We start from the raw sequence: 23,209 nt of genomic DNA, 5'->3' as shown, positions 1-23,209 counted from the left end.
GGGGGACCAACGTAGTTGGCTCCTACCGCCCCCAAACGAGAGTCAAAGTCCCCCTCAGGCGCTCCGCGCCAGCTCCCCCAGGAGGGGAGCATCTTGGCGTCCCTGCCCCAAGCAGCGCTTGACGTAGCCCGCCGCGCCGCCCATTTCGCGGCTCCAAGATACAAGGGCCGCCGATGACCGTTCTCGTTCCCGCCGAGTGGGCGCCGCACAGGGCCATGTGGCTGGGTTTCCCCAGCCATGCGGAGGTGTGGGCGGAAGACCTCGACCTGGCCCAGGCCCAGGTGGCGGCCCTGGCCCGCGCCCTGGCCGGCCCCGGCAAGGAGCGCGTGCGCCTGATGACCGGCTCCCCCGAAGGCGAGATCGCCGCGCGACGTCTGCTCGAGGGTGTCGCCGGCGTCGAGATCGTCCCGGGCGTGTTCGGCGACATCTGGCTGCGCGACACCGGCCCGATCTTCGCCAAGGGTCCGAACGGCGACGAGGCCCGCGCCTTCCGCTTCAACGGCTGGGGCGGCAAGTACGAGATGGAGGGCGACGACACCGTGGCCGGCCAGATCGCCACAGCCGCCGCAACCCCCCTGGTGCAGCAGGAAATCATCATGGAGGGCGGCTCGCTCGACCATGACGGGGAGGGCACGATCCTCACCACCGGCCAGTGCCTGCTCAATCCCAACCGCAATCCCGGCTGGACCCGGGAGGCCGCCGAGGCCGAGCTGGCCGCGTCCCTGGGCGCGCGCAAGGTGCTGTGGCTCGGCGACGGCCTGGCCAACGACCACACCGACGGCCACGTCGACAACCTGGCCCGCTTCGTGGCGCCGGGCGTCGTGGTCTGCCCCGTCGCCTGGGGCCGGGGCGACGTCAATGTCTATGCCTATGACGCCTGCGCCCGCGACCTGGCGGCCATGACCGACGCGCAGGGCCGGGCCCTGAAGGTGGTGCGGATCCCCTCGCCCGGCTGGATCGAGAGCCACGAGGGCGGCGCGGCGCCCGCCAGCCACATGAACTTCATCATCGCCAATGGGGCGGTGATCATGCCCACCTATGACGGCGACCCCCGCGCCGCCGAACTGGCGATGCAGGCCCTGGCCACCGTGTTCCCCGGCCGCGAGATCATCGGCCTGCCGTCCGACGCCATCCTCACCGGCGGCGGGTCCTTCCACTGCATCACCCAGCAGGAGCCCGCCTGATGGCCCGCACGATGAGCGTCGCCGCCCTGCAGACCTCCTACGGGATGGACCTGGACGCCAACATCAAGACGACCGAGGCCCTGATCCGCCAGGCGGCGGCGGCCGGCGCCCAGGTGATCCTGCCGTCGGAGCTGTTCCAGGGGCCGTATTTCTGCGTGACGCAAGAGGAGCGCTGGTTCGCCCACGCCCATCCGTGGCGGGAACATCCCTGCGTCACCGCGCTCGCGCCGCTCGCCGCCGAGCTAGGAGTCGTCCTGCCGATCTCGATCTTCGAGCGCGAGGGGCCGCACTACTTCAATTCCCTGGTGATGGTGGACGCCGATGGCTCTCTGATGGGGGTCTATCGCAAGAGCCACATTCCAGACGGTCCCGGCTATCAGGAGAAGTACTACTTCCGGCCCGGTGACACCGGTTTCCGGGTCTGGGACACCAAGTTCGGCCGGGTCGGCGTCGGCATCTGCTGGGACCAGTGGTATCCGGAGGCCGCGCGGGCCATGACCCTGATGGGCGCCGAGGTGCTGCTCTATCCCACCGCCATCGGGTCGGAGCCTCACGACGCGACCCTGGACACCGCCGCCCCCTGGCGCCGGGCCATGCAGGGCCACGCGGTCTCCAACGTCATCCCGGTGGTGGGCGCCAACCGCATCGGCTTCGAGCCCTGGGCTGACTATCCGAACGGCGGCCAGGCCTTCTATGGCGCGTCCTTCATCGCCGACCATCGCGGCGACCTGGTCTCGGCCCTCGACGACGAGGAGGGGATCGTGGCGGCCAGCTTCGACCTGGACTTCCTGGCCACGCACCGCGCCGCCTGGGGCTTCTTCCGCGACCGCCGCACCGATCTCTACGGAGCGCTGGTGGGTCCGCGGCCCGTCTGACGGTCACATGTCGGCCTATGTCGGCCGGCGCTCAGGCCCGCAAACCGTTAGGATGTAAGGACCTCGCGGCCATACCCCCGTCAAAATGCGGGGTTTGGTCCCTCCGCGGCGACCAACATGTTGTCAGGCGGGGCAACTCATCGCCGGCGCCTTGGCCAATTCCCTGCGCGCCGTGGTCAGGTCGCGCTGGAATTCCGGGTCCCCGTGCAGCCGGGCCACCATGGCCGAGGCCAGCATCCGGCCGGCCTCGATGTCGCTCTGGTAGTGGACCCCGCACACCGCCCGGCTCTCGCCGACCTCCTTGGCCGCCGCCATCAGGCCGTCAGTCCTGGCCGGCGCCAGCTCGGTCAGGATCAGCCCCCAGGCCCAGCCGACCATGGTGTGGCCGGACGGATAGGAGGCGTTGGTCTTCATCCAGTCCTCGCGCGGCACGCAGACCGGCAGGTCGTTTCCGATCAGCGGTCGGGCCCGGTTGTAGTGGTTCTTGGGGGGCGTCCCCACCGTACGGACGTCGAGCTCGATCCGGTGCAGCAGGCGGTACAGGGTAGGCGTGGTCTTCTCGCCGATGTCCTTGCCGGCCGCGCAGGCATAGCCCTTCAGCGCCCCGCCGCCCCAGATGTCGTTGTCGCGGATGGCGTGGTTCCAGCGCGGCGTCCCGGCCAGGGCGCGGGTCTCGTTGAAATAGGCCCGGTCGGCCTGGCCCCGCAGGCTGCCCTCCGCCGGCGGCGGTCCCAGCAGGGCCGCGCCGTCGAAGTCGGCGGTGGCCAGGTAGCCGGTCAGCTTGGTGGGAATGGGGTTCAGCGGCGCGGCCAGCGAGGCGTCCGCGGGCGCCGGGGCCCTCTGCGGGAGCATGGCGCAGGCGGCCAGCGACAGGGCGGCGGCGGCGAAGGCGGCGGGTCGAAGTCCTTGGATCATCGGCCATCTTTAGAGCGGTTCCCCGGCTTGGGGAACCGCTCCGCAGAGGGTTGGGCTAGGCGCGCAGGACGGTCAGGCCGTTCTTGATCACCGTGGCGCCGCGTTCCTTGACGCGGGCCTCGAAGGAGATGTTCCGGCCGTCCTTCCAGAGGTCCACCGTGATGGTGTCGCCCGGGATGACCGGCGCCGAGAACCGGGCCTGGTGGCTGAGGATCTGGTCGGGATCAAAGCCGGTGATGGCCTGCAGCACCGCGCGGCAGGTGATGCCATAGGTGCACAACCCGTGCAGGATCGGACGCTGGAACCCCGAGCGGCGGGCCGATTCCGGGTCGGAGTGCAGGGGGTTGCGGTCGCCGTTCAGGCGGTACAGTAGGGCCTGGTCCTCACGGGTGGTGAAGTCCACCGACAGGTCGGCCTTGCGGGTCGGGACCACGTGGGGTTCCGGCGCGCCTTCCGAGGGGCCGCCGAAGCCGCCGTCGCCGCGGGCGAAGGTCGAGCCGGTGAGCGTCGCCACCTTCTCGCCCTTGTCGTCCTTCCAGACGGTCTCGTTGATGATGACCGCGCCCTTGCCCTCGCCCTTGTCATAGGCGCCGACCGTGCGGCCCTCGGCGGTGAAGGTGCCGGTGGTGGGCAGGGGCTTGTGCAGCTCGACCTTCTGCTCGCCGTGGACGACCATCAGGAAGTTGATCTGGCTCTGGCGATGGCCCTCGGGCATCACCGGCGCGGGGCCGCCGGCCGAGCGCATGTTCGAGGCCAGCACGGTGGCGGCCGTCGGGATGACCTTCAGGTTGCGCTCGTAGACGTAGGCCAGCTCGTCCTCGTTCATGGGGTCCTGCCCCATGCCGACGCCCAGCGCGTAGAGCATCACGTCCTTGTCGCGATAGGTGAATTCGCGCGCCGCCGTCTTCTGTTCAAGAATGTCGGGATAAAAGATCGCCATTGAAAATATTTCCTCCGCTATGCGGTCCGTTTGCTATCCGCAGATTGAAGCGGTTCGGCCACGGCGAAGCAAGCGGCGAGCGAGCGCATTTGCCGCTCCCCCTTTGATCGGGTAGAAGCGCGGACCCTGCGAAGACGGGCGCTCTAAACCCCGCTCGCACCTTTCTTTCGCGCCCAGGATTATCGAAGGCATTTCATGGCGACCGACACTCAGCCCGGCACGGGCGGCCAGATCACCGGCAACGTTCTCTTCTATTCCAAGCCGGAACCCCTGACCTCCGACCATCACAAGACCCTCGGCGTCAAGCGCATGGACGGGCCCTTCGGCTTCGCCAAGGCCGGCCACGCGGTGCCGCTCACCGTCACCGAATTCCCGCTCGCGGCGGTCTCTGGCCCGATCATCTTCGTCGGCGACGACAAGATGCCGCTGGCCGTCATGGGTCTGAACGCCGGCGACAACATGTTCATCCAGGACAACGGGATCTTCGAATCCGGCGTCTACATCCCGGCCTATATCCGCCGCTATCCCTTCGTCTTCGCCAATGACGACAAGGCCCAGCAGATGGTCCTGTGCATCGACCGCGCCGCCGAGTTCATCGTCGAGGGCGGCGAGATGGCCTTCTTCGACGAGAAGGGTGAGCCCACCGAGTACACCCAGAACTGCATCAGCTTCTGCAACGACTATGAGGTCGAGCGGCAGCGGACCCAGAGCTTCATCCAGATCCTCAGGGACAACGACCTCTTCGAGCTGAAGACAGCGATGCACACCCCGGTCAACGCCGACGGCACGCCGGGCGAGCCCCAGAAGATCGCCGAGTATTTCGGCGTCTCGGAAGAGAAGCTGGCCAAGCTGTCGCCGGAAAAGCTGGCGGAGCTGCGCGACAACGGCGCGCTGGGCCAGATCTACGCCCACCTGGTGTCGCTGGTGGGCTGGGATCGGCTCATCGCCCTGGCGATGTTCCGCGCCTCGCAGCAGCCGCAGGCCGCCAACGCCTGACCCTGAGGGTCAGGCCGGATATCAGAGACGGCGGGTCCCCAGGGGCCCGCCGTTCTTGTTTCAGCGGGCGAAGACGCTGCGGGTCAGGCAGGAAAACACCAGGCGACCGGCCTCATCCAGCAGGTCGTGCTGGGCGATGATGATGCCCTTGCCGTCGCCGACCGGGTCCTTGCCCATCACCGTCATGCGGCCGCGCAGGGTCTCGCCGGCGGGGGGATTGCGCGCCCAGCGCAGGGCGTCGACCCCCAGGCGCTTGGTCTGCGGCCAGTTGACCACCGAGGCCGAGTCCAGCCGTGTCCAGATGGCGAAGACCATGGCGTCGGGCGCGCCGCGCTCGGCGGGCCAGCCCGGGGCGAAGGCGGCGATGAAGGCCTCCAGCGCGCGGGCGTCGACCCGCACCTCGCCGAGATAGACCACCTGACCGATCTCGATCTCGTCGAAGGGGGCGGGCACGTAACTCTCCTGGGGCTTGAACCGAACTGATTCGTCGATGATGGAGCGCGCCCGTGACAAGTCGAGCGCTTTGCGGAACGGCATTGGCGGCCCATATAGCGGCCTGGGCATGGGGAGTGGGATAACGGCATGACGCGTTTCGTGGCGAGAGCCCTGGCTGCCCTGACCCTGGCGGCCGCCTTCGCCTTCCCGGCCATGGCCGCGCCGGTGCAGACCGGTCATATCGAGGCCGAGCTGGTGGCGCGCGACCAGGGGGTCACGCCCGGCGGAACCGTCTATGTGGCCCTGCGCCAGAAGATCCAGAAGGGCTGGCACACCTACTGGCGCAACTCCGGCGATTCCGGCGACGCGACCCGGATCAGCTGGACCCTGCCGGCCGGCTGGACCACGGGCGAGTTCGTCTGGGCGACGCCTTCTCGCCAGCCCACCGGCCCGCTGATGAACTACGGCTATCAGGGCGAGGTGCTGCTGCCCGTCGCCGTGACGGCGCCGAAATCCGCCAGGCCCGGCGACACCGTCACCCTGAAAGCCGCCGTCGCCTTCCTGGTCTGCGCCGACATCTGCATTCCGGAGGACGCGCTCCTCACCCTGGAACTGCCCGTCGTGGCCGCGGCCCCGCAGCCGGACGCCCGGTGGGCCGGCCCCATCACCAAGGCTCTGGAGGCCGCGCCCAAGCCGGCCGGCCTGACGGCGACCTTCGTCAAGGACGAGGGCGCGCTCAAGCTGGCCGTCGCCGGGGCGGTGCTCAAGGGCGCCGACGACGCCTATTTCTACCCCTTCAAGTCCACGGTCATCGACCACGCCAAGCCCCAGGCCCTCGAGCGGGGCCCTGAGGGCCTGACCCTGACCCTGAGCCCCGGCTACGACTTCACCCAGGGGGCCCCGCCGGCCGCCCTGGATGGGGTCCTGAGCCTGGGCGGCAAGGCCTATGAACTCTCCGCCGCTGAAGGTCCGCCGCCGGCCGGAACCTCCGGCCTGGGCCCGCCGCCCGCCAAGCCAGCGCCGATCGCCGGCGAGGGGCTCAACCTGGCCCTGGCCTTCGTCTACGCCCTGCTGGGCGGTCTGGTTCTCAACCTCATGCCCTGCGTCTTCCCGATCCTGGCCATGAAGGCGACCTCCCTGGCCGGTCACGCCCATGAGCGGTCGGCCGCCCGCGCCCAGGGCCTGGCCTTCCTGGCGGGCGTGCTGGCCACCTTCCTGGCGCTGGCCGGCGTGCTGATCGCCATCCGCGCCGGGGGCTCGGCCGTGGGTTGGGGCTTCCAGCTGCAATCGCCCGTGGTCGTCGCGGGCCTGGCCCTGCTGATGCTGGCCGTGGCGCTGAACCTGTCGGGCCTGTTCGAGGTGGGAACCTCGCTCCAGGGGGTCGGCACGGGCCTGGCCTCCAGGCAGGGCCTGGCCGGCGCCTTCTTCACCGGAGCGCTGGCCGTTGTGGTCGCGGCGCCCTGCACGGCGCCCTTCATGGGCCCGGCCCTCGGTTGGGCCCTGACCCAGAGCGCGCCGGTGGCCCTGGCGGTGTTCCTGGGCCTGGGCCTCGGCTTCGCGGCGCCCTTCACCCTGGCGGCCTTCGCGCCTGGCCTGCTGGCCAGGCTCCCGAAGCCCGGTCCCTGGATGGAGACCTTCAAGAAGCTGATGGCCTTCCCGATGTACGGGACCGCAGCCTGGCTGGTCTGGGTCCTGACCGTCCAGGCTGGGGAGATGGGCCTGGCGCGGGTCCTGGCCGCCGCCGTGGTCCTGGCGCTGGCGGCCTGGGTCCTGGGGCTCGCTCAGCGGCGGCAGGCGACGGGTGGAAAGCCCCTTGCCCTGGCGGCCGTGGGCGCGGTCCTGGCGATCGGCGCCTTCGTCCTGGTGCTGGTCCCGGCCTACAGCGTCGCTACCTCCACCTCGGCCGAGGCCGCGCCGGGCTCCATTCCGGAGGCGGTCTACAGTCCCGAGGCGGTCGCCGAGGCCCGCGCGGCAGGCAAGCCGGTGTTCGTCAACTTCACCGCCGCCTGGTGCGTCACCTGCCAGGTCAACGAGAAGGTCGCCTTCGCCACGGCGGAGGCCGCCGAGGCGTTCACCCGCACGGGGGCGGTCTATCTGAAGGCGGACTGGACGCGGAAGGACGCGGTCATCGCCGCCGAACTGGCGCGCCACGGCCGGGCCGGGGTGCCGCTCTACCTGGTCTATGGCGTGAAGAGCCCCGATCCGGTCATCCTGCCCCAGTTCCTGACCCCGGCCATGGTGGCCAAGGCCTTGGACAAGGCCCGGTCTTCCTAGACCGGCGCGGTCGGGGGGGCGGTGATGACCTCGACATTGTCGTTCAGCAGATAGGCCATGTCGCGCAGGGCCAGGTCCCGGTCCTTGGGCGTGGCGGCGGCCGTCATGGCCTCGAGCTTCAGCGGCAGGTCCTGGGAGATGCCGCGCAGGATGCACTTCAGGTCGCCGTCCGTGCCCCGCTGCGCCAGCAGCAGGTGACCCTGCATGTCCAGGGCGGCCAGTTCATCAACCCGGGTCTTGAAGTCCGAAGGCAGGGCCTTGCCGGCGCGGACTCCGTCGACCTGGATCTTGAGGTCGCCCGCACGTCTGACGATGTCGGCGAACAGCGCCTCCTGGCCCGCCGCCGCAGGGGGCGCAGCCAGCGCGGGGCCGGACGACACAGGGCTGGTGGAGGCCAGCCAGAGGAAGGCCAGGGAAGCGGCGGCGTCGCAGGACATGACGATCCTCGTTGCGCGAACTAAGACAGACGCGAAGGGGCTTCAGATAGCCCGAACATGGTAAACGCGATCCTACCGCGCGCCCGAAGGTAAGCCTTGATGACCACGCCGCAGTCCGCCTGGAAGAACCTGAAGAACGCCGCCGTCGCCGCCCGTGACCCCATCTCCGGCCTGTTCGCCATCGAGCCGGATCGACTGGACAAGCTGGTGGTGGAGGCGGCCGGCCTGCGGATCGACCTTTCCAAGCAGCCGTGGTCGCTGGGCGATTTCGACACCGCCCTGACCCTGGCCAAGGTCTGCGACGTGGAGGCGGCGCGCAACCGCCTCTGGGCCGGAGAGCCGGTCAACAGCTCGGAGCACCGTGCGGCCCTTCACATGGCTTTGCGTGCACCGGATGGCGCGGACTTCAAGGCCGACGGCGTGCCGGTGTCGCGCGATGTGGAAGCCACCCGCAATGCGATGCGCGCCTTCAGCGAGGCCGTGCGCTCGGGCGCCAAGACCGGCGCGACCGGCAAGCCGTTCACGGCCATCGTCCACATCGGCATCGGCGGGTCCGATCTTGGCCCCCGGCTGGTGTGGGAAGCCCTGCGGCCCTTGAACCCTGGGATCGACCTGCGCTTCGCCGCCAATGTGGACCCCTCGGAGACCGCCCTGGCCCTGGCCGGCCTCGATCCCGCCCAGACCCTGGTGGTGGTCGTCTCCAAGACCTTCACCACCCAGGAGACCCTGGCCAACGCCGAGGTGGTCCGCGGTTGGCTGCGGGCGGCCCTGGGTCCGGCGTCGGACGCCCACCTCGTGGCCGTGTCCGCAGCGCCGAGCGTGGCCCAGGCCTTCGGGGTTCCAGCCGACCAGGTGTTCGGCTTTTGGGACTGGGTGGGGGGGCGCTATTCGATCTGGTCGGCGGTGGGTCTCTCCTGCGCCATCGCCCTCGGCTACGATGTCTTCCAGCGCCTGCTGGACGGCGGGGCCACGATGGATGAGCATTTCCGCCGTACGCCTCTGCTGCAGAACGCGCCGGTCCTGCTGGCGCTCGCGCACATCTTCAACCGCAACGGCCTGGACCGGCCCCTGCGGGCGGTGATCCCCTATGCCGCCCGGCTGCGGCTGTTCCCCAGCTTCCTGCAGCAGCTGGAGATGGAGTCCAACGGCAAGCGGGTGGACCAGCAGGGCCAGCCGGTGGCGCACGCCACGGCGGCCTCGGTGTTCGGCGACGCCGGCACCAACGGCCAGCACGCCTTCTTCCAGATGCTGCACCAGGGGACCGACGTGATCCCGGTTGATTTCGTGGCCGTGGCCCAGGCGGGCGAGGGAGAGCCCGCCAACCACACCATCCTGCTGGCCAATGTGATCGCCCAGGCCCAGGCCCTGATGACCGGCCGCAGCGAGGCCGAGGTGCGCGAGGAACTGACCGCCAACGGCCTCCCTGCCGCCGAGATCGAGGTCCTGGCTCCCCAGCGCACCTTCCCCGGCGACCGGCCCTCAAGCTTCATCCTGATGGAGGCGCTGACTCCCGAAGCGTTGGGCGCCCTGATCGCCCTGCATGAGCACAAGGTCTTCGTGGAAGGCGTGCTCTGGGGGATCAACAGCTTCGACCAGTGGGGGGTTGAGCTGGGCAAGAGCCTGGCCACCAAGATCCTCGCCGAACTGCACGGCGGCGCCCCCGGAATTCATGATCCCTCCACCGCCGCCCTCGTGGCGCGGCTGAAATAGGCAAGGACCTCCCATGCGCGACCTGACCGGCAAGACCGCCTTCATCACCGGCGGGGCCAGCGGCCTGGGCCTGGCCATGGCGCATGCCTTCGGCAAGGCGGGCATGAACGTCATGCTGGCCGACATCGAGGAGGCGCCCCTGGCCGCCGCCGTGCAGGACCTGGAGGATCGCCAGATCCGGGCCAGCGGCGTGCTGTGCGACGTCGCCGTCCGCAACGCGGTGGAGGCCGCCGCCGCCAAGACCATCGAGACCTTCGGCAAGGTCCACCTGGTCTGCAACAACGCCGGCGTCGGGGCGGGCGGACCGATCGACCAGGTGCGTCACGCCGACTGGGACTGGATCCTGGCGGTGAACCTGATGGGGGTGGTCTATGGCATGGAGACCTTCCTGCCGCTGATCCGCGCGCACGGCGAGGGCGGCGCCTTCGTCAACACCGCCTCGATGGCCGGCATGATCTCGCCGCCGGGCATGGAGCCCTACAGCGCCACCAAGTTCGCGGTAGTGGCCATGTCGGAGGGCTGGGCCGGCCAGCTGGCGCCGGAGGGGATCAATGTCTCGGTGCTCTGCCCCGGCTTCGTGAAGACCAAGATCAACCAGTCGGGCCGCACCCGCCAGGCGCAGTTCGGGGGACCGGTGGACAGCCCGGTGGTCGCCGACTCCATGGTCGACAACGGCATCGATCCCGAGCGGGTCGGCCGCCGGGTGCTGGAGGCGGTCCAGGCGGGCGAGCGCTACATCTTCACCCACCCCGACATGCGACCCTTCGTGGAGGCGCGCTTCGCAGGGATCATGAGCGCCTTCGATGCCGCCGCCGCCAGCCCCGCCCTGGCGGGCATGGACTACAAGACTCCCGACCTCAGCGGGATGGCGAAACCCTCATGACCGTCCTCATCACCGGGGGAACCAAGGGCATAGGCCTCGCCATCGCCCGTCGCCTGGCCCCGATCCACGGCCGGGTGGTCCTGGCCTATCACAGTGACGAGGCGGCGGCGCAGGCGGCTCACGCGGAGATCACCGCGCTCGGCGCATCGGTCGAGACCGTGCGGAGCGAGGTCGGCAGTCCGGAAGGCGCAGCGGCCCTGATGGCGGAGATCGAGCGCCAGGGGCATGGTCTGAGCCATATCGTCCACGCGGCGGCGATGATCTATCCCACCACCCTGCTGGGTGCGGACTTGGCGAAGTTCCGCCAGGCGGTGGAGACCAACGGCCTGTCGCTGCTGTACCTCGTCCATGCCGCCCAGGGCCTGCTGGACCGGGGATCGAGCGTTGTGTTCATCACCAGCATGGGGTCGCGTATTCCCAGTCCCAACTACGGGGCGCTGGGCGTCGGCAAGGCTCTGGCCGAGGCTATCGTCCGCTACCTGGTTGCCGAGCTCGCGCCGCGCGGGATCAGGATCAACGGCGTGGCGCCGGGCCTGGTGCACACCACCTCGGTGGCGGCCATGCTGGGCAGCGAGGACGCCGCCCAGGCCGCGGTGGACCGCGCCGCCCGCACCAATCCCTCGGGCCGCGAGAGCCGGGACTCCGACTATGCCGCCCTGGTGGAGTTCCTGCTCGGGCCCGAAGCGGAGTTCATCCAGGGCCAGGTGATCGCGGCCACCGGTGGGACCGGTGTCATCGGATAGCGGCGCATGCGCGCGGCTATCTCAGCCTCGTCCAGGGTGTGGTCGTGGCCGCCCTGTCGGCCAGAACGCCAGTGGCCCCAGCCCCGATCCCCGCAGATCACGGGCGATGGGACTCGCCATCGCAAGGCCCGCGCGCTAGAACCCCGCCCGCATGACGAAGACCGCGCACCGTCACGGCCACCACCATTCGACCCGCCACGGCGGGCTCGGCCGGGGACGTTTGGCCTAAATTCCCCGGCGCAGAGCCCCCCGCAGACGCGGATGGGGCTCAGTCAGATCGCCAGTCCCATCCGTCGCACCCCACCACTTCAGGGATACAGACGATGGAATTCTCCGCCCACAATCCGCCACGCCGACGCCCGCGCCTTGCCGCGCGCGCCGCCATCGCTTAAGCGCGCGCCATGACGAATGACCCGACACGTCCGGAAGCCCGCGCGCCGCGCGGCTTCAACGACCGCCGCGCGCGCGATCTCACCGCCGAACGCCAGATCCTGACCAAGGTCTCCGAGGTCTATGAGCGCTACGGCTTCGAGGCCTTCGACACCGGGGCCCTGGAATATGCCGACGCTCTGGGCAAGTTCCTGCCCGACGCTGACCGTCCCAATGAGGGGGTTTTCGCCCTGCAGGACGACGACGAACAGTGGATGGCCCTGCGCTACGACCTGACCGCGCCGCTGGCCCGGTTCGTGGCGCAGAACTGGGAGACCTTGCCCAAGCCCTTCCGCCGCTACGCCTTCGGCACGGTCTGGCGCAACGAGAAGCCGGGTCCCGGCCGCTTCCGCGAATTCACCCAGTGCGACGCGGACACCGTGGGCTCAAGCCGGCCCGAGGCCGACGCCGAGATCATCGCCATGGCCGCTGACGGCCTGTCGGCGGCGGGGCTGCCGGCCGGCGCCTATGTCATCAAGATCAACAACCGCAAGCTCCTGAATGGCCTGCTGACCACCGCTGGCGTGACGACCGAGAGCCAGAAGCTGGCGGTGCTGCGCGCCGTCGACAAGCTGGATCGCCTGGGTCCGGAGGGCGTGCGCCTGTTGCTGGGGGAGGGCCGCAAGGACGAGTCCGGCGCCTTCACCAAGGGGGCCGGCCTGAACGCCGCCGCCGCCGAGGCCGTGCTGGCCTTCACCGCCGCGGGGATGGACGGCCGCTCCGAGACCCTCGACCGCATCGCCAATGTGATCGGCGGCTCGCCGGAGGGAGACGAGGGGCTGGAAGAGCTGTCACGGATCGACAAGGCGTTGATCGGCATGGGGGTCGCGCCGGACCGGGCGATGTTCGACCCGTCCATCGTGCGCGGCCTGGAATACTACACCGGCCCGGTCTTCGAGGCCGAGCTGCTGCTGGCCACCAAGGATGAGAACGGCGCCCCGGTTCGGTTCGGTTCGGTGGGCGGCGGTGGACGCTATGATGACCTGGTGGCCCGCTTCACCGGGGAACGCACCCCGGCCACGGGCTTCTCCTTCGGCGTTTCGCGCCTGGCCTCGGCCCTGCGCGCGGCGGGCCAGGACCTCGGCGGGCAGGCGCGCGGCCCGGTGGTGGTGATCGCCTTCAGCGCCGACGACATGGCCGCCTATTACGGCGTGGTGGGCGAGCTGCGCGCCGCCGGCATCGCCGCCGAGGTCTATCTGGGCAGCTCGGGCATGCGGCCGCAGATGAAGTACGCCGACCGGCGGATGTCGCCGGCCGCCATCATGCTGGGGGGCGACGAGATCGCAGCGGGCACGGTGACCATCAAGGACCTGGACCTGGGGCGCGAGCTCTCCGCCGGGGTCACCGAGAACGCCGAGTGGCGCGAGCAGCGGCCCGGCCAGCAGACCATTCCGCGCGCCGAGCTGGTTCCGGCCCTGCGCCGTATCCTGGACGCCGGAAAGTGAGGGCCGAACCGCGAGTTCCCGCCGATGTCCTGGCAAAGCTCCGGGCGCCGCTGAGCGCGGGCGCTTCCAGCGTTGATGCGCCGATCCTCCAGCCCCTGGGCCTGCTGCTGGAACTGGCGGGCGAGGCCATGCGCGCGCGCCTGTTCGTGGTCCAGGCCGAGGGCGGGCAGGAGGCCTGCCTGCGTCCCGACTTCACCGTGCCGGTCACCCGTCAGCACCTGGAGAGCGGCTCCGCCTCGGGCCGCTACTATTATGAGGGCAAGGCCTTCCGAGCCTCGCCGGACCATGCCGACCGCGCCGAGGAATTCGTGCAGATCGGCCTGGAGCGGTTCGACGCCGCCGGGGCCACACTTCTCGAGGCTGACGCCGAGATCGCGTCCCTGGCCTGGAAAGCGTCTGTGGCCGGCGGCCGGGACGACCTGATGCTGTGGCTGGGGGATATCGGCCTGTTCGCCGCCTTCGTGGACGGGCTGGACCTGGCGCCGTCGCTGGCGGCACGTCTGAAGCGCGCGGCGTCCCGGCCCCGTCTGCTGCAGGCCGAGCTGTCCCGCGCCGGGGTCGAGGCCAAGCCCGTGGAGAGCAGCGGCCTCGCCGATCTGCTGGCCGGCCGCTCACCGGACGAAGCCGCCGTCCTCCTGGAAGAGGTCTGGGCTCTGGCGGGCATCGAGCCTGTCGGCGGCCGGGGACCCGTCGAGATCGCCCAGCGCCTCATCCGTCGCGCTGAAGCCGCCCGGGCGCCCGCCCTGAGCCTTGACCAGGCGCAAAGCCTGGGTGGCTTCCTCAGCATTTCCGACACGCCGGCCAAGGCGCTGGCCGCGATCCGCGCCATTCCGGGCGCCAAGGGGGAGCTTCTCAGCGCCGCCCTGGCCGACTGGGAGGAACGCCTGGCCCTGCTAACCAAGGCCGGGGTTCCGGAGGGGGCCATGCTGATGGCCACCACCCTGGGTCACGCCTTCGAATATTATGACGGCCTGACCTTCGAGGTTCGCTCCACCGCGCTGGGGGCCGATCGCCCGGTGGCCGTCGGCGGGCGTTATGACGGATTGCCGGCGCGTCTGAATGGCCCGGCCGGCGGGCGGGCCGTGGGCTGCATGGTCCGGCCCTGGCGAGCCTTCAATGGAGGCGAGGCATGAGCGGGCCCCTGATCATCGCGGTCCCCTCCAAGGGCCGCCTGAAGGAACAGGTCGAGGAGTGGCTGGCCGACTGCGGGCTGAAGCTCTCGGTCAGCGGCGGCGCCCGGGGCTACATGGCCGAGATCAAGGGCCTGGCCGGCGCCCAGGTGCGCCTGCTCTCAGCCGGCGACATAGCCGAGGCCCTGGATAGCGGCGAGGTCCACCTGGGCGTCACCGGAGAGGACCTGCTGCGCGAGCGTGGCGGCGACCTCGACAGCCGCGCCCTGCTGCTGCGGGCGCTCGGGTTTGGCCGCGCCGACCTGGTGGTGGCCGTGCCCAAGAGCTGGCTTGACGTCGATAGCATGGCCGACCTGGAGGAGGTGGCCCACGACGTGCTGGCCCGCACAGGGCGGCGCATGAGGGTGGCCACCAAGTATCTGGTGCAGACCCGGGCCTATTTCGCCCGCCACGGCGTTGCGGACTACCGGATCACCGAATCCAGCGGCGCGACGGAGGGAGCTCCGGCGGCGGGAGCCGCTGAGCTGATCGTCGACATCACCACCACGGGTGCGACCCTGGTGGCCAATGGCCTGAAGATCCTGGGCGATGGGGTGATCCTCAGGAGCCAGGCCCAACTCGCGGCGTCGCTGCGGGCGACCTGGTCCGACGGTCAGCTGGCGGTCGCCGAGCGCCTCTTGCGGGTGATCGAGGCGCGCGCCACCGCCCACGACAGCGCGACCCTGGTCTGGCCCGACAGCGAGGGCGACGAGGACCTGATCGGCGATCTGGTGGCGGCCGGCGCGACACGCCGTCCGAACGGAGTGCTGGCGCCTGTGGACCGCATCGCGGCGATCTCCCTGCTGTTAACCGCGAAAGGGCGCGGTCCGGTCACCGCGTCACGACCTGATTTCGTCTTCGAAACAAGTTGCGCGCCGTTCGAGTCGCTCGCTAGGCGAGTGAAGAATTGACTCAGGAGTCAAAAACAACCCCGCGCTCCGGTTGAATCCACCTAATCGCGAAAATCTGATCAGATTTCCGCCACAAGGGAGGTTCCAGCGCATTGACTCGGGCGAGAAATTGCCGTTTTCTCAGTCCTGCGAGAGACATGGCGACACTAGTTCGACAGTCTCCGGCGTTTCGGGGAGGAAACGCCCGCTCAATAAGAGCTTCGGCTCAAAATAAGGCCCGTTGCGATTATCCCCCGCAACGGGCCAAATTTTTGCCCGACATAATTTTTGACGTACGAGTCAAAAAGAAGGGAGCCGGATTTCCCCGGCTCCACGGTCTCGTTTCTTCACCAGATGCGGACGCGCTTCTCCGGGGCCACGTACATCTTCTCACCGGGCTTGACGCCGAAGGCCTCGTAGAAGGTGTCGATGTTCCGTACCGGGATATTGACCCTGTACTGTTCCGGCGCGTGGGGGTCGGAGACCAGCCGCTGGCGGGTTCGGTCGTCGCGGGACTTCGACCGCCAGACCTGGGCCCAGCCGAGGAAGACCCGCTGGTCGCCGGTCAGGCCGTCGATCACCGGGGCGGGCTTGCCCTTCAGCGAGATGTGATAGGCGTCCAGGCCCAGCAGCAGCCCGCCCAGGTCGGCGATATTCTCGCCCATTGTCAGTTCGGGATTGATGTGGGCGCCCGGCAGGACCTCGACCGCGGCGTACTGAGCGCCGAAGATCTTGGCCTGGGCGTCAAACTTCGCGGCGTCCTCCGCGGTCCACCAATCCGTCAGCCGGCCGTCGCCGTCGGACTTGCGACCCTGATCATCGAAGCCGTGGGTGATTTCGTGGCCGATCACCCCGCCGATCGCGCCGTAGTTGATGGCCGGATCGCCGTCGGGATCGAAGAAGGGCGGTTGCAGGATGGCGGCCGGGAAGACGATGCCATTCTTGGTGGGGGAGTAGTAGGCGTTGATGGTGGGGGGCGTCATGCCCCACTCCTTCTTGTCCACCTTCTGGTTCAGCCGGTTCACCGTCCGACGCCACTCGAAGGCGTTGGCGCGCTCGACATTGCCGTAGAGGTCGCCATCCTCAAGCTTGAGCGCCGAATAGTCTCGCCAGGTCTCGGGATAGGCGATCATCACGCTGAACTTCGAGAGCTTCTCCAGCGCCTTGGCCTTGGTGGGGGCGCTCATCCAGGTGAGCTTCTCAATCCGGCCCTTCATGGCGGCCTTCACGTCGGCCACCAGGAGGTCCATCTTGGCCTTGCTGTCGGCGGGGAAGTAGGCCTCGACGTAAAGCTTGCCCAAGGCCTCGCCGATGTGGTTGTCCACCAGGGCGACGCCGCGCTTCCAGCGCTCGGCCTGGACCGGCTGGCCCGACAGGGTCTTGCTGCGGAACTCGTACTGGGCCTGGTCAAAGTCCTTGGACAGGTAGGGCGCGGCCTGGTCGGCCAGGTGAAAAGCCTGCCACGCCTTGAGGGTTTCGATCGGCGTCTTGGCGTAGATGGCGGCGATCTTCGGGAAGGCGGTGTTCTCGGCGACCACCACCTTGCTCACCTCGCCGAGGCCGGCGCCGGCCATGAAGGCGGTCCAGTCAAAGCCCGGCGCGAAGGTGGCCAGCTCCTTTACGGTGAAGAGGTTGTAGGTCTTGTCGTCGTCGCGGCGTTCGGCCCGGGTCCAGGAGACCTTGGCGATCTCGGTCTCCATGGCGACGATGGCCTTGGCCGCGCCCGCGGGGTCTGCCCAGCCTGACAGGGTCAGCAGCTTGGTGACATAGACCTCGTAGGCGGCCTTCTGCACCGCGAACTTTTCGTCCAGGTAGTAGTCGCGATCGGGCAGGCCGAGACCCCCCTGGATCAGGGTGATGACATAGTGGTCGGGATCCTTGGCGTCGTCTCCGGGATAGGCGCCGAACACCGAGCCGCCGAACTTCATCTGGCTCTCACCCATCACCCGTGCCACGTCGCTCAGGTTCCTGGAGGCGCGGATTTCCGCGAGGTCCGCCGCCATCGGTTTGGCGCCCAGGGCGTTGACCGCCGCCTCGTCCATGAAGCTGCGATACATGACCCCGATGCGGGCCTCATCGCCGGCCGCGGCCTTGTCGGCCGACGCCTTCTCCAGCACCGCACGCATGCGATTGACGGAGAGTTCGTTCAATACGTCGAAGGGGCCATAGCGCGAGCGGTCGGCGGGGATCACCAGCTTCTGCTGCGAAACGCCATTGGCGTAGAGGAAAAAGTCGTCACCAGGCTTCACCGTCAGGTCGCGGCCGGCGGCGTCGAAGCCCCAGGGGCCCAGGCGGGGCGCCTTGGCCAGGTCGTCGGCGGCCAGCGCGGGGAGGGCGCCAAGCGCCAGGGCGGACGCCGCGCAGGCGGCGAGCCAGTAGGTCTTCATCGGGTTTTCAAAGCCTCGGATAGGGATTTGGGCGCGACCATGACCCGGTCGCGCCCTCCGTGGCTCGTTACATTTTAGTTACGTTCAAACCTTGGCGGCGAGTTTCTCGACCGCCACGGCTTTCAACGTCTTGTAGTCCAGCTTGCCGTTCGGTGCGCGGTTGACCGGGGCCAGGACCAGCTCGCGGGGGGCCTTGTAGTCGGCCAGCAGGCCCTTCACGTGGGTGGCCAGTTCGGCCAGGGACGGCGTTGCGCCGCCGACGGTTTCGACGATGGCGCAGATGCGCTCGCCGAAGCGTGGATCGGGCACGCCCACCACGGCGGCGTCACGGACGCCGGGGAAGCGCTTGAGGGCTTCCTCGACTTCCTCAGGGAAGACCTTCTCGCCGCCGGTGTTGATCACCTGGGAGCCGCGGCCCAGCAGGGTGATGGAGCCGTCCTCCTCGATGGTCGCCCAGTCGCCGGGCACGCTCCAGCGCTTGCCTTCGAAGGTGCGGAAGGTCTTGGCCGACTTTTCCGGGTCCTTGTAGTAGCCGCTCGGGGTGAAGCCGCCGACCGCCACCAGGCCGCGGACGCCCGAACCGGGCAGGACGCGCTCGCCCTCCTCCGTGAAGACCGCGGCGTTGGGGCCGGTGGTGAACTTCGCCGTACCGGCCGCAGCCCCGCCGCCGGACACCGACGACGCCAGGCCCAGGGCTTCGGAAGAACCCAGGCTGTCCATCAGCATGATGTTGGGCAGATGCTTCAGCAGGCCCTGCTTGTTCTCGGCGCCCCACATGGCGCCCGACGAGATGATCCGCTTCAGGCTGGCCATGGTCCACTTGCCCGGATTGGCGTCGAGGGTCTCCAGCATCGGCGCGGCGAAGGCCGGACCCACGATGATCAGGCCCGAAACCCCCAGGCGTTCGACCTCGTCGAAGAGCTCGGCGGGGTTGAACCTGCGCGAGGGCAGGGTGGCGATGGCGCCGCCCGCGATCAGCTGGCCAAAGCCGATGAACTGGCCCGTGGCGTGCATCAGCGGGGCGACGGGAATGGTGATCGGCTGTTCACCCGAGGCTTCCACCGCCTTGGCGCGCTCGCCGGCCTCGGCCACCCGCTCCATCGGCGGCAGGCCCAGAAGCAGGTTGGCGCCGCCGCCCAGACCCTTGAACAGATCCTCCTGACGCCACATCACGCCCTTGGGCATGCCGGTGGTGCCGCCGGTGTACATCAGCAGCAGGTCGTCGGCCGAGCGGCCCCAGGGACCCTCGACCCGGTCGGCGCCCTTGGCCACGATGGCGTCGTAGTCGGCGGCCCAGGCGGGGACCGGATGGCCGGGCTCGGCGACCGCCACCCAGGTCTTCACCTTCGGCAGGTTGGCGCGCACCTTGTCGGCCATCTCGGCGAAGGAGGCGTGGAAGACCACGGCCTCGGCGTCGGCGTTGTCGAACAGATAGGTCAGCTCGTCGCCGCCATACCGGTAGTTGGTGTTGAAGGGGGCGAAGCCACCCTTGAAGGCCGCGAAATAGGTCTCGATGTATTCGGGCGCGTTATAGAGATAGGCCGCCACCTTCGATTGGTGGGTCAGTCCCGCGTCGATGAAATGCTGGGCCAGCGCATTGGCGCGGCGGTCGAAGTCGCGCCATTTGACGACGCGGTCACCATGAATAAGAGCGGGGCTTTCGGGGGTGGCCTGGGCCACCGACTCCCACAGGTTGGCGTAATTCCAAACCTCCACGGGCAATCCTCCATACCTAAAATATGGGGCGCATAAACGGTCGGTCGGCGCTGCTGTCAACGCCGACCGAACGGCCGTTTTAGTGGTTCATATGTTCCATGGCCTTGGCGCCTGTGGCCGCGGCGCCGCCCGTCGGCCCCGCGCCTACGGCGAACACGACCTTGAGTCGGGCGCCGCTCTTGAAGACCAGGGTGGCGGGGACGGCGTCGCCGGCCTTCTGAGCCTTGGCCAGGCCGATCAGCATGACGTGATAGCCCGCCGGAGCGAAGGTGATGGCCTTGCCGGGAGGCAGCAGGACGCTGTCCAGGCGTTGCATCTTCATGACCCCACCGTCCGTGGTGGTGCGATGCATCTCCACCTTCCTGGCGGCGGGACTCTCGACGGCGACCAGGGTGTCTGAGGCGGCTCCTCGGTTGGTCAGGGTCATATAGCCCGCGCCATTCGCGCCGGCGGCGGAGGGCCGGCTCCAGGGCTGGTCAACTTCCAGCCCGCCAAGACGGTAGGTGGCGGCCTGGGCCGCGGTGACGGAGAGGGCGGCGGTGAGGCCGAGGATCAGCGTGCGCATGGGGCTACTCTATATCAGTGTTGATGGGTTTCGGCCGGCAGGACGCGGAGCGCCGGCGCAGGGTGGCTGAGGCTGGTTTCGCCGGGATCGGGAATCCCCGCCCATTGGGACTCCTCGGCGCCGCAGGTCTGGACGATGGGGAAGTAGGGGACACCGGGCTCGGGCGGCAGCTTGGTAAGCACGGCGAACGCGTCGAACTGGTCGGCGGGCCGCCATCACGACCACGCTGTCGACGGTGGCTTGTTCGTCCGCGAAAGCCAAGGAAGGCGCGGCCGGGGCGGTGGCGGCTTGCAGCAGGCCGCACAGCGGGGCGCGTGAAGCAACGAGCATGTGAACTTCCAGAATCAAAGACGTCAGGACGCGCGGACGGATCCGGCGCGGGATGCAGATGTCAGAGAGACAGAGTTGGAGGTCCTTGGCCGAAGGGGCGCGGCGGGGCCCGGGCGCCGCGAAGCACGACCACCACGGACGGCGCCTGAACGATGCGCTCGGGCGAATAGGCGATCGGAACGACTGAAAGCTCCGGCGTCGTCGTCACGGCCAGGGTGGCGCCCAGGCAATCGTGGCAGGGAAGGCCGGCAAAGCCCTTCTGCGCCTTGCCGTCCCGGTCGAGGACCACAGTGGTGGCGCCTTCCGGGGTGCAGACTTCAACGCGGACGGAGGAGATCGATTCGGCGGCCAGAGACGCGGCCGGCAGCAGGGCCTGAATCAGCAGGGCGGCGACCGCAAACAGCACGGAGAGCGGCGTACGCCGCCGCGCCCTGCCCCGTTGCGCCCTGATTTGCATGGCGGCGGTCATACGGCTTCGAAAGCAGGTTTCGCAAGCCCCCTCCCACCGGGCATAGTGCTCGCATCCACGAGGAGAACGCATGGAAGGCCACGTCTCGCCCGGCGAATACAAGGACGTCATTCTCTTTCTCGCCACCGCCGGCGTGATCGTGCCTCTGTTCCGCCGCTGGCGGATCAGCCCCATCCTCGGCTTCCTCGGCGCGGGCGTTGTGCTCGGCCCGTTTGGCCTCGGCGCGCTCAGCGACACCTTTGCCTGGGTGGGTTACTTCACCATCGACAATCCCCAGGAGGTGGCCCAGCTCGCCGAGTTCGGCGTGGTCTTCCTGCTGTTCATGATCGGGCTGGAACTATCCTGGGAACGGCTGCGGCTGATGCGGCGGTTCGTGTTCGGCATGGGCGCCCTGCAGGTTGGGCTCTGCCTCGCCGCCATCGCCGGCGTCGCCATCACCTTTGGCGTGGATCCCGTGGCCGCCGTCGCCATCGGCGCGGCCCTGGCGCTGTCCTCCACAGCCGTGGTGATGCCGATTCTGACCGAGCAGAAGCGCCAGCACTCCACCGCCGGCCGCGCCACCTTCTCTGTCCTTCTGTTTCAGGACCTGGTGGTGGCCCCGATCCTGATCACCCTGGCGATTCTCGGCCGCAGCGGTGGCGACCAGGCCTTCTCGCCGAAGATCCTCTTGGCCTTCGCCCCGGCGCTCCTGGGAATCCTGGGGCTGGTGGTATTTGGCCGGTTGCTGCTGCGGCCGATGCTCAAGTCCGTGGCCCGCGCCAAGAGCGAAGAGCTGTTCATGGCCGCCTGCCTGCTGGTGGTGATCGGGGCGGGGCTGGTGAGCGCGCTCACCGGCCTGTCCATGGCGTTGGGCGCCTTCATCGCCGGCCTGCTGCTGGCCGAGACCGAGTACCGCCATGAGGTCGAGGTCACCATTGAGCCGTTCAAGGGCCTGCTGCTGGGCCTGTTCTTCGTCTCGGTGGGGATCGGGCTCGACCTGTCCATCCTGGCGGCCAAACCGCTGCTGGTGCTGGGGATGGCCATCGGTCTGATCGTTCTGAACGCCTCGGTGGTGTACGGACTGGCCCGCCTTTTCGGCCTGAGGTCGCCACCGGCGATCGAGGCCGGTCTGCTTCTGGCGGGCGGCGGCGAGTTCGCCTTCGTCATCCTCGCGGCCGCCATGGGCGATGGGCTCGTCGATCGGACTATCGGCCAGACCGTGCTGGTGGCCTCGACGCTGTCGATGATGTGCATTCCGCTGCTGGCGGCCCTCGGTCTCAAGCTGGGCGGGCGCAAGGCGCAGGGCGAGGGACTGTCGCCGGAGCCGGCCTCCATGGGCGAAGGTGAAGAGCCTAGGGTCCTGGTGGTGGGCTATGGTCGGGTCGGGCGCCTGGTCGGCGAGATGCTCAATCGCCATGACATCCCCTGGGTCGCCGCCGAGCGCGACCCGCGGCTGGTGGAGGCGGCCCGTCACGCCGGTGAGGCGATCTTTTTCGGCGACGCTTCACGGCCGGAATTCCTCAAGCGTTGCGGCCTAGAGACGGCTCCGTCCCTGGTGGTGACCATGGATGCGCCCGAAGGCGCGGAGGCCATCGTCGCAACGGCGCGCCAGATGCGCCCAGATCTGACCATTGTCGCCCGGGCGCGTGACGCTCGCCACGCTCAGCGGCTCTATGAACTGGGCGCCACCGACGCCGTTCCCGAAACGGTCGAGGCGTCCCTCCAGCTTTCGGAGGCTGTGCTCGTGGAGATCGGTGTCCCGATGGGCCTGATCATCGCCTCGATCCACGAGCGCCGCGACGAATTCCGCAGGTCTCTCAACCGTCCCGAGGCCTTGGGCGGCCGCACGCGGCGGTACCGCCGCAACATCGAACTCTGATCCGGCATGGGGGCGGAAGCCCCTGGCGCCGTCATATTCCACGGTTACGCGAACTAATTGTGCAACTCGAGCTATATGCGCCACACTATGACTTGAAAGAGACACAGACGCCCCAACTTCATCACCGAAACGCCTCTGAAAATTAGTCGGGAACCAATCATAGGGACCGACGTTCTGGGGTCGGTGCGATAGGGGCGCGCCGGTGGATAGGGGCAAGGAATGTCGTTTGGAGCTTGGGGATTGACCGAAACACGCGCTGTTTCGCCGTTCCTGCAGCCATGCGACTATCCGACCGCTTTACAAGATAATCGTGGAACTCGGCCTTCGCCGACGGGCGCCGGTGGCGACCGTTTTGACTCGGCCGGTAACAGTTCAACGTTGGAATTCGACACTTCGCCGCCCGCCAGGAGCGTCGGAGTGGTTCGATGGAGGGCTCTGTCCTCCGTCTCTAAGTTGATCGCTTAGGGGTTTATTGTGTAGCGTCCTGGTGTCTAGTTCGCGGGTCGGGCAAATTGGCGGTCGGTGTGGCTTCGGCGACACTTTCGCCGCGCTTCGGCCT

At 68.8% G+C, this 23,209-nt stretch carries 19 protein-coding genes and 1 pseudogene; 11 read left to right on the top strand and 9 right to left on the bottom strand.

Features of this window, described 5'->3' with window-relative positions:
* Nucleotides 1-173: 173 nt before the first annotated feature.
* The gene (locus OCL97_RS16675) at nt 174-1,184 is read left to right on the top strand and encodes an agmatine deiminase family protein (protein WP_377370981.1); all 1,011 of its coding nucleotides are present in this window, start codon (nt 174-176) and stop codon (nt 1,182-1,184) included.
* Nucleotides 1,184-2,059, top strand: a complete 876-nt coding sequence (aguB, locus tag OCL97_RS16670; RefSeq protein WP_377370980.1) for an N-carbamoylputrescine amidase — start codon at nt 1,184-1,186, stop codon at nt 2,057-2,059. Before OCL97_RS16675 ends, aguB begins: the two co-directional genes overlap by 1 nt.
* A 123-nt stretch (nt 2,060-2,182) precedes the next feature.
* Here aguB and OCL97_RS16665 read toward each other — a convergent pair whose 3' ends face one another.
* Nucleotides 2,183-2,974: an acid phosphatase gene (locus tag OCL97_RS16665; RefSeq protein WP_377370979.1), complete on the bottom strand. Its 792-nt coding sequence runs from the start codon at nt 2,972-2,974 to the stop codon at nt 2,183-2,185.
* A gap of 55 nt (nt 2,975-3,029) precedes the next feature.
* Nucleotides 3,030-3,914, bottom strand: coding sequence for a MaoC/PaaZ C-terminal domain-containing protein (locus OCL97_RS16660; protein WP_377370978.1), 885 nt, complete (start codon nt 3,912-3,914; stop codon nt 3,030-3,032).
* Nucleotides 3,915-4,109: 195 nt separating this feature from the next.
* Here OCL97_RS16660 and OCL97_RS16655 point away from each other — a divergent pair, with 195 nt between their 5' ends.
* Complete coding sequence (locus OCL97_RS16655; RefSeq protein WP_377370977.1) at nt 4,110-4,910, top strand: SapC family protein; 801 nt, start codon at nt 4,110-4,112, stop codon at nt 4,908-4,910.
* 60 nt (nt 4,911-4,970) lie between these two features.
* Here OCL97_RS16655 and OCL97_RS16650 read toward each other — a convergent pair whose 3' ends face one another.
* Nucleotides 4,971-5,363: a hotdog family protein gene (locus OCL97_RS16650; RefSeq protein ID WP_293496330.1), complete on the bottom strand. Its 393-nt coding sequence runs from the start codon at nt 5,361-5,363 to the stop codon at nt 4,971-4,973.
* 129 nt (nt 5,364-5,492) lie between these two features.
* On the opposite strand from OCL97_RS16650, the gene OCL97_RS16645 reads away from it, so the two are divergent.
* Nucleotides 5,493-7,619, top strand: coding sequence for a protein-disulfide reductase DsbD family protein (locus tag OCL97_RS16645; protein ID WP_377370976.1), 2,127 nt, complete (start codon nt 5,493-5,495; stop codon nt 7,617-7,619).
* Here OCL97_RS16645 and OCL97_RS16640 read toward each other — a convergent pair.
* Complete coding sequence (locus OCL97_RS16640; RefSeq protein WP_377370975.1) at nt 7,616-8,056, bottom strand: hypothetical protein; 441 nt, start codon at nt 8,054-8,056, stop codon at nt 7,616-7,618. The two genes, OCL97_RS16645 and OCL97_RS16640, sit on opposite strands and share 4 nt — an antisense overlap.
* Before the next feature lie 99 nt (nt 8,057-8,155).
* Between OCL97_RS16640 and pgi the strand changes: the two genes are divergently transcribed.
* The 6 genes from pgi to hisG all read left to right on the top strand — a co-directional run bounded on the left by pgi (nt 8,156) and on the right by hisG (nt 15,346).
* Nucleotides 8,156-9,766, top strand: a complete 1,611-nt coding sequence (gene pgi, locus OCL97_RS16635; protein ID WP_377370974.1) for a glucose-6-phosphate isomerase — start codon at nt 8,156-8,158, stop codon at nt 9,764-9,766.
* Nucleotides 9,767-9,779: 13 nt separating this feature from the next.
* The gene (locus OCL97_RS16630) at nt 9,780-10,649 is read left to right on the top strand and encodes an SDR family NAD(P)-dependent oxidoreductase (protein ID WP_377370973.1); all 870 of its coding nucleotides are present in this window, start codon (nt 9,780-9,782) and stop codon (nt 10,647-10,649) included.
* Complete coding sequence (locus OCL97_RS16625) at nt 10,646-11,392, top strand: SDR family oxidoreductase (RefSeq protein ID WP_377370972.1); 747 nt, start codon at nt 10,646-10,648, stop codon at nt 11,390-11,392. Before OCL97_RS16630 ends, OCL97_RS16625 begins: the two co-directional genes overlap by 4 nt.
* Before the next feature lie 401 nt (nt 11,393-11,793).
* Complete coding sequence (gene hisS / locus OCL97_RS16620) at nt 11,794-13,266, top strand: histidine--tRNA ligase (protein ID WP_377370971.1); 1,473 nt, start codon at nt 11,794-11,796, stop codon at nt 13,264-13,266.
* Entirely contained in the window at nt 13,263-14,399 is a 1,137-nt protein-coding gene (locus OCL97_RS16615; protein WP_377370970.1) for an ATP phosphoribosyltransferase regulatory subunit, read from the top strand. Before hisS ends, OCL97_RS16615 begins: the two co-directional genes overlap by 4 nt.
* Nucleotides 14,396-15,346, top strand: coding sequence for an ATP phosphoribosyltransferase (gene hisG / locus OCL97_RS16610; RefSeq protein ID WP_377370969.1), 951 nt, complete (start codon nt 14,396-14,398; stop codon nt 15,344-15,346). The genes OCL97_RS16615 and hisG overlap by 4 nt, the downstream gene beginning before the upstream one ends.
* 326 nt (nt 15,347-15,672) lie before the next feature.
* On the opposite strand, the gene OCL97_RS16605 is transcribed toward hisG, so the two are convergent.
* The 5 genes and pseudogenes from OCL97_RS16605 to OCL97_RS16585 form a co-directional block, all read right to left on the bottom strand.
* Nucleotides 15,673-17,712: a M13 family metallopeptidase gene (locus tag OCL97_RS16605; protein WP_377370968.1), complete on the bottom strand. Its 2,040-nt coding sequence runs from the start codon at nt 17,710-17,712 to the stop codon at nt 15,673-15,675.
* Nucleotides 17,713-17,796: 84 nt separating this feature from the next.
* Nucleotides 17,797-19,428, bottom strand: a complete 1,632-nt coding sequence (locus tag OCL97_RS16600) for an AMP-binding protein (RefSeq protein WP_377370967.1) — start codon at nt 19,426-19,428, stop codon at nt 17,797-17,799.
* 79 nt (nt 19,429-19,507) lie between these two features.
* Nucleotides 19,508-19,993, bottom strand: coding sequence for a copper chaperone PCu(A)C (locus tag OCL97_RS16595; protein ID WP_304783878.1), 486 nt, complete (start codon nt 19,991-19,993; stop codon nt 19,508-19,510).
* 14 nt (nt 19,994-20,007) lie between these two features.
* Nucleotides 20,008-20,187: pseudogene (locus OCL97_RS16590) on the bottom strand (DUF1775 domain-containing protein); the annotation flags it as partial.
* A gap of 197 nt (nt 20,188-20,384) precedes the next feature.
* A complete protein-coding gene (locus OCL97_RS16585; RefSeq protein ID WP_377370966.1) occupies nt 20,385-20,780 on the bottom strand; it encodes a DUF2946 domain-containing protein in 396 nt (131 codons plus the stop codon).
* A gap of 82 nt (nt 20,781-20,862) precedes the next feature.
* Here OCL97_RS16585 and OCL97_RS16580 point away from each other — a divergent pair, with 82 nt between their 5' ends.
* Nucleotides 20,863-22,650, top strand: coding sequence for a cation:proton antiporter domain-containing protein (locus OCL97_RS16580; protein ID WP_377370965.1), 1,788 nt, complete (start codon nt 20,863-20,865; stop codon nt 22,648-22,650).
* Nucleotides 22,651-23,209: the final 559 nt, after the last annotated feature.

The sequence above is a fragment of the Phenylobacterium ferrooxidans genome, from assembly GCF_042714595.1.
GTDB lineage: Bacteria > Pseudomonadota > Alphaproteobacteria > Caulobacterales > Caulobacteraceae > Phenylobacterium > Phenylobacterium ferrooxidans.
The sequence above is the reverse complement of the archived record's forward strand: the minus strand, read 5'-3'. Positions and strand labels throughout refer to the sequence as shown.

Excerpts from the sequence above, each read along its gene's own strand:
- OCL97_RS16645 (WP_377370976.1), top strand. The coding sequence starts at position 5,493 with ATGACGCGTTTCGTGGCGAGAGCCCTGGCTGCCCTGACCCTGGCGGCC.
- OCL97_RS16660 (WP_377370978.1), bottom strand. The coding sequence starts at position 3,914 with ATGGCGATCTTTTATCCCGACATTCTTGAACAGAAGACGGCGGCGCGC.
- OCL97_RS16630 (WP_377370973.1), top strand. The coding sequence starts at position 9,780 with ATGCGCGACCTGACCGGCAAGACCGCCTTCATCACCGGCGGGGCCAGC.
- OCL97_RS16640 (WP_377370975.1), bottom strand. The coding sequence starts at position 8,056 with ATGTCCTGCGACGCCGCCGCTTCCCTGGCCTTCCTCTGGCTGGCCTCC.
- OCL97_RS16580 (WP_377370965.1), top strand. The coding sequence starts at position 20,863 with ATGGAAGGCCACGTCTCGCCCGGCGAATACAAGGACGTCATTCTCTTT.
- OCL97_RS16625 (WP_377370972.1), top strand. The coding sequence starts at position 10,646 with ATGACCGTCCTCATCACCGGGGGAACCAAGGGCATAGGCCTCGCCATC.
- OCL97_RS16585 (WP_377370966.1), bottom strand. The coding sequence starts at position 20,780 with ATGCAAATCAGGGCGCAACGGGGCAGGGCGCGGCGGCGTACGCCGCTC.
- aguB (WP_377370980.1), top strand. The coding sequence starts at position 1,184 with ATGGCCCGCACGATGAGCGTCGCCGCCCTGCAGACCTCCTACGGGATG.
- OCL97_RS16665 (WP_377370979.1), bottom strand. The coding sequence starts at position 2,974 with ATGATCCAAGGACTTCGACCCGCCGCCTTCGCCGCCGCCGCCCTGTCG.
- OCL97_RS16605 (WP_377370968.1), bottom strand. The coding sequence starts at position 17,712 with ATGAAGACCTACTGGCTCGCCGCCTGCGCGGCGTCCGCCCTGGCGCTT.
- hisG (WP_377370969.1), top strand. The coding sequence starts at position 14,396 with ATGAGCGGGCCCCTGATCATCGCGGTCCCCTCCAAGGGCCGCCTGAAG.
- OCL97_RS16675 (WP_377370981.1), top strand. The coding sequence starts at position 174 with ATGACCGTTCTCGTTCCCGCCGAGTGGGCGCCGCACAGGGCCATGTGG.
- pgi (WP_377370974.1), top strand. The coding sequence starts at position 8,156 with ATGACCACGCCGCAGTCCGCCTGGAAGAACCTGAAGAACGCCGCCGTC.
- hisS (WP_377370971.1), top strand. The coding sequence starts at position 11,794 with ATGACGAATGACCCGACACGTCCGGAAGCCCGCGCGCCGCGCGGCTTC.
- OCL97_RS16655 (WP_377370977.1), top strand. The coding sequence starts at position 4,110 with ATGGCGACCGACACTCAGCCCGGCACGGGCGGCCAGATCACCGGCAAC.
- OCL97_RS16595 (WP_304783878.1), bottom strand. The coding sequence starts at position 19,993 with ATGCGCACGCTGATCCTCGGCCTCACCGCCGCCCTCTCCGTCACCGCG.